Raw genomic sequence first — 8882 nt, 5'->3', positions numbered from 1 at the left:
GCTTACGGCTGAAGACAAAGGACAGAACAGGGCGTGTTGTGGTGCTTGCATGCACTAATGCAGGGCAACACAGCGCAGAACCCAGACCAGCAAAATGCTGTAACAGCAAACGACGATGCATGGCAGGTATCGGAGCCTTGTGAGTGGGGCAGGTGTGCTGAAGTGATCCGTCGGCTTTAACAGGTCGTTGAAAACTATCTGCGTTGCCGAATACCGCGTCAAACACAGGCTCAAAATGCTCATTTAGCTTACTAAACTCCGCTTTTTCGCCTGTGTCTTCCTTGTCTCGGCTGCCTCGATAACGTTTTTTCAACGGCCTGGTAGCATGCCGTTCAGTCTGACAGAAAACGATGACGATCATCGGTTCTGCACGACTGCAAAATAAGGATTGTTACGTCAGGTGGGTTGCACTGCGTTGACATTCTTTCAAGCCTAGAAAATATCCGGCGGCTTTGCTGCGATAGATGATAAAATGTTGCGGTTTTTTTCCTGATCTGTTCGGGATCATGAAAAAACCGACTTCTCCGTTTGGGAAATCACCAGAGAACAACTACAAGACCCTGGTATTCCAGCCTCGTGACAGAGGTGTGTTGCTGATGAGTGCTGTTTTCCAAATCGCCGCCCGGCGGCCATTTCGAAAACCGTTTTCAACCTTCAACCCCTTATAAAACTTACGGAGAAACCCAACCATGAATGCCTGGTATTTCCTCTGCTTTCTGTCGGCAGTGGCCATCTTCATTGCCTTTGCCAACCAGTATCTGCTGCGCCTGCAGACTACCATTGCCATCACCACCGGCTCGGTGGCGATGTCGGTATTACTGATGGTGCTGGTCAAGTTCGCCGGTAACGATGTGGCCGAGTACATCACGCAGGCCATTGGTGGCCTCAACTTCAACCTGCTGCTGCTCAAGGGCATGCTCGGCTTCCTGCTGTTTGCCGGAGCGCTGGAGATCGACCTGCATCTGCTGCGCCATCAGCGCTGGGAAATCACCATCATGGCACTGGGTTCGACCCTGCTGTCGACGGTGCTGATCGGCTACGGCTGTTACTTCGTGCTGGATCTGCTGGGCTATCCGCTGCCGCTGGTGTACTGCCTGCTGTTCGGCGCCCTGATCAGCCCCACCGACCCTATCGCGGTGCTGGCTATCATCAAGAAAATGCATGCGCCTGACCGCATTTCCGTGCAGGTGGAAGGGGAATCCCTGTTTAACGATGGCGTCGGTCTGGTGGTGTTCACCACGGTGTTTGCCGTGGCTTTCTCCGGTGAAGCGCCGACCTTTGGTGGCGTAGCTGAGCTGTTTCTGGTCGATGCCGTCGGCGGCATCCTGTTTGGTGCGGTGCTGGCTGCCGTTGCCCACTGGCTGATCTGCCGCAGCAATGACCCGAGCATCGAGCTGCTGATTACCCTGTGTATCCCCACGGCCGGTTACGCGCTGGCCAACATGCTGGATATTTCCGGCCCGCTGGCGATGGTAGTGGCCGGTATCGTCATCGGTAACGTGACCCGCGGCGTCGGCTTCTCCAAGCACAGTCAGGAAACCCTGTCGCATTTCTGGCATACCGTGGATGCCTTCCTCAACGCCCTGCTGTTCCTGCTGATCGGTCTGCTGCTGGTGGTGATGCCCGTGACCTGGGCGGAAGTCGGCCTCGGTCTGCTGATGATCCCGCTGGTGCTGGCGGCACGCTTTATCAGCGTGGCCTTGCCCTATATCGGCTTCCGCAAGTTCCGTCAGTACGATGCCCACTCAGTGAAAATCCTGACCTGGGGCGGTCTGCGTGGCGGTCTGGCGCTGGCCATGGCGGCGTCCATTCCTGAGCATGTGGCGACAATCGAAAAGGTCGATTTCCATACGCTGGTGCTGATGATGACCTACGTGGTGGTGATCTTCTCTATCGTGGTGCAGGGTTCCACCATTGCGCCGATGATTCAGGCCAGTATCGAAGCCGGACGCGAACCCATAGATCCGGAACTGCTGGCCGCGGAAGAGGCGGTAGCCAAGCTGTCGCACTCGGTCAGCAAATAATGCAGGGCGATCATCGCCCGTAGCACCGGGTCGTGAACACGATCTGACACCATCAGGGGGGCCATTGGCCCCCCTGATGTTTTTCAGCGATATGCAGGGTGTTTTAGGGGCAAGGGGCAGGGCGCGTGGTGCTACAGCACCCGGTCCAGCGCCTGCAGCAGCTGATCCATATCCTGCTGGTCGGTGTAGTGCACGAAAGACAGGCGCAAGACGCCCTGCTGGGCAGGGACGCCCATGGCCTCCAGCAGCCTGACCGCATAGAAGTGCCCGGCACCGGCCATGATGCCGTGCTCTGCCAGCGCGTGGGCCACTTGCTGCGGGCTGCGCTCGCCGGTCAGCAGCGACAGGGTGGATACCCGCTCGTTGCTGTCCTGTGGCCCCAGCAGGCGCAGGCGTGGATGCTGGCGGATAAAGTCCAGCAGCTGGCTGAGCAGAGGCTGTTCAGCGCCCTTGAGCAGCTGGCGTACATCTGCGGCACGTTGGGCCGGTTGCGCTGCTGTGCCGAAATGATGGGCGTGCAGCTGGTCAAGGTAATCCGCGATCCCCTGACTGGCCGCCACCTGCGCATGATCCGGGCCTGCCGGTACAAACCATTTGTGAATGTAGTCGCCGTTGAAATAGTGCGCCTGATTGCCCAGTGCCTGAGCCGTGGCGCGACGAATGACCATGGCGCCAAGATGGGGGCCGAAGGTCTTGTACAGGGAGAACAGATAGATATCGGCGCCCAGCGCCGCCACATCGGGCAGGCCGTGCCCGGCGTAGGACACCCCGTCGACCACCGTGGTGACACCTGCCTGCCTTGCTCTGGCACAGATGGTCGCCACCGGATTGATCTGGCCGAGGATGTTGGAGCAGTGGGGCAGGGTCAGCAGCCGGGTTCTGTCTGTCAGCAGTGGCTCCAGCGCCGCCATATCCAGTGCGCCGCTGTCGGGGTCAACCTGCCATTCCCTGACGATCACGCCCTGATCTGCCAGCCGGCGCCAGACCCCGCTGTTGGCCTCGTGATCCTGATTGGTAACGATGATCTCGTCGCCAGCACGCAGCTGGCGGGCAAACGCCTGCGCCAGCACATAGGTGTTCTGCGAGGTGGACGGGCCGAGATGCACTTCATCGGCGTCCACATTGAGGTATTCCGCCAGACGCTGGTGCGAGCTGTCCATTAGCTGTCCGGCCGTGATGGAAGCAGGGTGAAAGCCATAGGGCTGCACCTTGGTCTGGTAGTAATACGTCTGCAGACGATCAATCACCTGCTGGCAGGCATAGGAGCCACCGGCGTTGTCGAAGAAGGCCTGACCACTGAGGCTGGGCTCACGAAAGGCAGGGAAGAACTGACGAACAAACTGCATATCCAGTGTGGGGGTCATGATAGGCTCCGTCACGATCATGGGCGACGTCAGCAGTGTAGCGCGCAGGCGATGACCGGAGATTGCGAAGACCGGGGCGAAAGGGGATAGTGATGCAACTTTATTGCATCAGGGTGGCCAAAAATGGTGAGTTTGGAGATGGATCGCCTGGATCACAAAATTATCCTGGCATTGCGTGAAGATGGCCGCATCAGCAATGTGCAGCTGGCGGAGCAGGTCAATCTGTCGCCCTCACAATGCCTGCGCCGGGTCAGGCGGCTGGAGGAAAGTGGTGTCATCAGCGGCTATCGGGCCGACATCAATTACGAAAAGCTTGGCTTCGGGCTGGTGGCCTGGGTGCTGGTGACTGTCAGCAAGGAGATTGCCGGTGCCCGCGACAGCGTCATGCGCTACCTGCAGAGCGATGACAGCGTGCAGTCTGTCTATGGGGTGACGGGCGATGTTGATCTGATGCTGGAGGTGCGTACCCGCGACATGGCGGCGTTTACCGAGCTGGTGATCAAGCGGCTGTACGCCCGCAACGAAGTGGTCAGCACCAAATCCTATATCCGGCTGGATACCGCAAAACGCCACGGTGTGCCGGTGCTGGAATAACGCGCAGGATAAAACATGACCTGACACAGCGGGGGCCAGCGGGCCCCCGCTGTATTTGCAGAGCATGAGCAGGTTGCTGGCGGGGGAAGTCTCGTTATCCGGGCAATACCGCTTCCGCCAGCGTCTGCCTCAGCTCGGCTGCGGTCATGCGGACACAGTAGGCCGGCATACCGCGTTCAAAGCGCCAGCCTTCGGCAAGCGCACCGGCATCGACGCTATCGAAGCCGAACTGGTCATACAGCCGGATAACGTGCTGTTTGCCGGTGCTGTCATCACCTGCCAGTGGCAGGGCGCGGCGATGGGCGCTGCCTGCAGGCAGGCCATCGGCTTCCAGATCGGTCATGGGAATGGCATTGAAGGCCTTGGTGATCCTCGCTTGCGGTAACTGTCGCGCCAGCATTTCACTGGTGGTGATCTGGTGACTGTCGAGTTCCGCGATGTGTCCATCGCGCTCGGGATAGTAATTCACCGCATCCATCACGGCTTTGCCCGCCAGTAACGCGGCAGGCAGCTGCTGAATAGCGCTGAGAGGTACGGCAATTACCACCATGTCGCCGAAGGCAATGGCCTCCTCCACACTGCCGATCTCACAACCGAGCATGGGGCGCAGACTGAACAGCGTCTGTACACCACGGGAATTGCTGAGCATCACCTGATGGCCTGCACTGATACCGAGTTTGGCGATCGCCCGTCCAACAAAACCTGCGCCGATAATACCGATCTTCATGCTTGTCTCCTGCTTCATGCTGGTCTCTTGATTCATGGCTGTCTCCTGTCTGGCCGGCTAGAGAGACAAGGTATTCATTGCAGACTGGTTGATAAATCGCCCATCGGATGCGAAATAAACAACAAAAAGGAGGGAATGATGGATCGGCTGACCAGTATGACGGTGTTTATCAAGGCGGCGGAGCTGGGCTCCTTTGCCGCTGCCGCAGAAGCGTTGCATCTGTCACCACAGATGGTGGCAAAGCACGTTGCCCGGCTGGAGGCGCGTCTGGGGACGGCGCTGATCAACCGCACCACCCGCCGCCAGAGCCTGACGGACATTGGTCATCGCTACTACGAGAGCTGCAAGGTGGTGGTGGCGGAGGCTGACAATGCCGACCTGCTGGCCATGGACATGAAGCGCACACCGGCGGGCGTAATTCGCGTCAATGCGCCGGTCACCTTTGGTTCCTTCTCCCTGGCGCCCTTTATCAGCGACTACCTCGGCCAGTACCCGCAGGTGCAGGTCGAGCTGACCCTGAGTGACCGGCTGGTCGATCCGCTGGAGGAGGGTTATGAGGTGCTGATAAGAATTGGCGAGCTGAGTGACAGCGCGCTGGTTGCCTACCCGCTGCAACCATACCGGCTGATTGCCTGCGCCTCGCCGGAGTACATTGCCAGACAGGGGATGCCCGCCACACCAGCGGATCTGGCCCGGCACTCCTGCCTGATCTATGGCATCTGGTCACCCTCGGTGCCGTGTCGCTGGCGCTTCAGCCGAGAGGGGCGCACTGAGGAAGTGCGACCACAGGGGCGGTTGCGGGCCAATGACTGGAAGGCACTGCTGCACGCCGCACTGGCAGGGTATGGCATCACGCTGGGGCCGGAGGATGTGCTGCAGGAAGAGATACGCCGCGGCAATCTGCTGCAGGTGTTACCTGACTATCAGGGCCCGGCTCGGCCCATGCATATTCTGATTCCTGACCGGCGACGTGCGACGGTGAAAATCAGCAGCTTTGTCGATGCGCTGCGGGCAGCTTTTGGCTGACTATCTGCCTGCCCTTGCTATCTGTCTACCCTTACGATCTGCCCACCCTGACGAGTGAGGGGGCCAGCTGGTCCCCTCGGTAGTGCGGTGTCATCAGGGCACTTGTCATCAGAGCGTTGGCCTCAGCCCTTGCTGGCCAGATCACGCAGCACGTAGTGCAGGATGCCGCCGTGGCGGTAGTAATCCCACTCGGTGCTGGTGTCGATACGGACCTCGGCCTCGAACTCAAACGCGGAGCCATCTTCCCGGGTGACACTGACGGTCAGTGTTGTCGGCTCCTGCTCCAGACTGGCAAAGCTGAAGGTCTCTCTGCCGCTCAGTCCCAGGCTTTCGGCTGACTCACCGGCCCTGAACTGCAACGGCAGCACGCCAAAGCCGACCAGATTGGAGCGGTGGATGCGCTCGAAGCTTTCGGCGATCACCACCCGGATACCGAGCAGATTGGTGCCTTTGGCCGCCCAGTCACGGCTGGAGCCGGTGCCATATTCCTTACCGGCAATGACCATCAGCGGCACGTTATCCTGCTGGTATTGCATCGAGGCATCAAAAATACTGGTGACCTCGCCGCTGGGCAGATAAGTGGTGAAGCCGCCTTCTGTGCCCGGTGCCAGCTGATTGCGCAGACGCACATTGGCAAAGGTGCCGCGCATCATTACTTCGTGGTTGCCCCGACGGGAACCAAGGCTGTTGAAGTCGGCAGGTTGTACGCCCTGTTGCTGCAGGTATTGGCCAGCCGGGCTGTCGGCCTTGATGGAACCGGCAGGCGAGATATGGTCGGTAGTGATGGAGTCACCGACCCTGACCAGACAGCGGGCCTGTGCAATCCTGGGCAGTGCTGAAGGCGTTTTGCCCATGCCCTCGAAGTAGGGCGGATGCTTGACGTAGGTGGAGTCCGGCCAGGCGTAGGTTTCCCCTTCCGGTGCCGGTAGTTGCTGCCAGGCCTCGGTACCGGCAAAGACGTCAGCATACTTGTCGTGGAACATCGCCGAGCTGATGGAGGAAGCCAGCAATTCAGCAATTTCCTGCTGGCTCGGCCAGATGTCTTTCAGGTACACCGCCTTACCGTCGCGGCTGGTGCCCAGCGGCTCGTTGTAGAGGTCGATATTCATGGTGCCAGCGAGGGCGTAGGCCACCACCAGTGGCGGTGATGCCAGATAGTTGGCGCGCACATCGGGGTGGATGCGCCCTTCAAAGTTACGGTTGCTCGACAGCACCCCGGCTGCGATCAGTTTGCCGCTGCGAATGGCCTGCGCGATGGGCTCTGCCAGCGGGCCGGAGTTGCCGATACAGGTGGTACAGCCAAAACCTACCAGATCAAAACCCAGCGCCTGCAGATCGCTCATCACTCCGGCTTTCTGCAGATAGGCAGGCACCACCTGCGAGCCCGGTGCCAGTGAGGTTTTCACCCAGGGTTTGCGCTGCAGGCCAAGGGCGTTGGCTTTCTGCGCCACCAGACCGGCCGTCAGCAGCACCGCCGGGTTGGAGGTATTGGTGCAGGAAGTAATGGCGGCAATCACCACGTCACCGTCATGCAGCGTCCACGTTTTCCCGTCCAGCTCAAATTCCACACCCTCGTTGGCGCTGTCGGGTTTTTCTTTGCCCAGCATCTCGACAAAGGCCTGTTTGGCATCACTCAGGGCGATACGGTCCTGCGGGCGTTTTGGCCCGGCAAGACTGGGCACCACGGTGCTGAGATCAAGGCTCAGGCTGTCGCTGTATTCCGCCTCGCGGCTGCCGGTTTCCCGCCACAGCCCCTGAGCGCGGGCGTAGGCTTCCACCAGCCTGATGCTGTGCTCATCACGGCCGGACAGGTGCAGATAGCGCAGGGTTTCCTTGTCGATGGGGAAGATGCCGCAGGTGGCGCCGTATTCCGGGGCCATGTTGGCAATGGTGGCGCGATCCGCCAGCGGCAGGTTGTCGAGGCCGTCACCGTAGAACTCGACGAACTTACCCACCACGCCTTTCTTGCGCAGCATCTGGGTCACCGTCAGCACCAGATCCGTGGCGGTGGCGCCTTCCGGCAGGCTGCCAGCCAGTTTGAAGCCGATCACTTCGGGGATCAGCATGGTAATCGGCTGGCCCAGCATGGCCGCCTCGGCCTCGATCCCGCCGACCCCCCAGCCCAGCACGCCGAGGCCGTTGATCATGGTGGTGTGGGAATCCGTGCCGACCAGCGTATCCGGGTAGGCCAGGGTATGGCCGTTGACCTGCTTGATCATCACCCCGTGGGCCAGGTATTCCAGATTGACCTGATGGACGATGCCGGTGCCCGGTGGCACCACGCGGAAGTTGGAAAAGGCTTTCTGCCCCCAGCGCAGAAACTGGTAGCGCTCCTCATTACGCTGGAATTCCACCTTGGTGTTGAGATCCAGCGCGTCCTTGCGGGCGTAGTAGTCCACCATCACCGAGTGGTCGATAACCAGATCGACCGGCTCCAGCGGATTGATCAGCTCCGGGTTGCCGCCCAGCTGTTTCATGGCGTCGCGCATGGCGGCCAGATCGACCACCGCCGGTACACCGGTGAAATCCTGCAGCACCACCCGCGCCGGGGTGAAGGCGATCTGGACCGACGCTTCGGCATCGGCCTGCCAGTGGCACATGGCGTCGATATCCGCCGGAGTGACGTTCTGGCCGTCTTCCTTGCGCAGCAGGTTTTCCAGCAGGATTTTCAGCGAATAGGGCAGGCGGTGGATGTCGTGTTTGGGGGTCAGCGCGGCCAGACGGTAGTAATGATAGGTCTTGCCGTCGACGTCCAGTGTGGAAAGGGCATCAAAGCTATTGGTCATGGTTGCTCCCGGCTCCTTGGTTATCGGCTGAGAAGCCTGGCATGGGCTGCCAGGCCGTTTTCAGCACCCTGCAATGGGGCGTGGATAAACCAGAAACGCACTGGTAATTCGGCTCAGGCGTTCCAGGCTGCAGATGGGCACAGGGCGACACCTCCGCTCTCAGCAATCGGTGTCGCTTGCTGCGACTGCGTTGTTGTCACTGCAATCTATGCAGGTCAGCGGCAGGAATCTCAAACCACGGTAACGATCTGAAAATCAGTACAGGCAGCGGCTAATTTTTATTTGCAAATGATAATGATTATCAATATAACGGGTGACGTTTGGTGTCGCCGCCCTTGTGTTCAGCCATGATCCGGCAGGG

General features: G+C 59.8%; 6 protein-coding genes and 1 pseudogene. 3 read left to right on the top strand and 4 right to left on the bottom strand.

The window, feature by feature from the left end; genetic code table 11:
- Positions 1-361: pseudogene (locus WH50_RS26605) on the bottom strand (hypothetical protein); the annotation flags it as partial.
- A 328-nt stretch (positions 362-689) separates the two neighbouring features.
- Here WH50_RS26605 and WH50_RS10980 point away from each other — a divergent pair.
- On the top strand, positions 690-2024 hold the full coding sequence (locus WH50_RS10980) for a cation:proton antiporter (protein WP_110187336.1): 1335 nt from the start codon (positions 690-692) through the stop codon (positions 2022-2024).
- A gap of 131 nt (positions 2025-2155) precedes the next feature.
- Here the strand turns inward: WH50_RS10980 and WH50_RS10975 are convergent, their stop codons facing one another.
- Complete coding sequence (locus tag WH50_RS10975) at positions 2156-3388, bottom strand: aminotransferase class V-fold PLP-dependent enzyme (protein WP_110187338.1); 1233 nt, start codon at positions 3386-3388, stop codon at positions 2156-2158.
- A gap of 123 nt (positions 3389-3511) precedes the next feature.
- Between WH50_RS10975 and WH50_RS10970 the strand changes: the two genes are divergently transcribed.
- Positions 3512-3982, top strand: a complete 471-nt coding sequence (locus tag WH50_RS10970) for an Lrp/AsnC family transcriptional regulator (RefSeq protein ID WP_207780261.1) — start codon at positions 3512-3514, stop codon at positions 3980-3982.
- Between the two features lie 94 nt (positions 3983-4076).
- Here WH50_RS10970 and WH50_RS10965 read toward each other — a convergent pair whose 3' ends face one another.
- A complete protein-coding gene (locus WH50_RS10965; protein WP_207780260.1) occupies positions 4077-4745 on the bottom strand; it encodes an NADPH-dependent F420 reductase in 669 nt (222 codons plus the stop codon).
- A 102-nt stretch (positions 4746-4847) separates the two neighbouring features.
- Between WH50_RS10965 and WH50_RS10960 the strand changes: the two genes are divergently transcribed.
- A complete protein-coding gene (locus tag WH50_RS10960; protein WP_110187335.1) occupies positions 4848-5735 on the top strand; it encodes a LysR family transcriptional regulator in 888 nt (295 codons plus the stop codon).
- A 122-nt stretch (positions 5736-5857) separates the two neighbouring features.
- On the opposite strand, the gene acnA is transcribed toward WH50_RS10960, so the two are convergent.
- Positions 5858-8521: an aconitate hydratase AcnA gene (acnA, locus tag WH50_RS10955; protein ID WP_110187334.1), complete on the bottom strand. Its 2664-nt coding sequence runs from the start codon at positions 8519-8521 to the stop codon at positions 5858-5860.
- Positions 8522-8882 lie beyond the last annotated feature (361 nt).

The sequence above is a fragment of the Pokkaliibacter plantistimulans genome, assembly GCF_003194385.1.
In the GTDB taxonomy this organism is placed as follows: domain Bacteria; phylum Pseudomonadota; class Gammaproteobacteria; order Pseudomonadales; family Balneatricaceae; genus Pokkaliibacter; species Pokkaliibacter plantistimulans.
The sequence above is the reverse complement of the archived record's forward strand: the minus strand, read 5'-3'. Positions and strand labels throughout refer to the sequence as shown.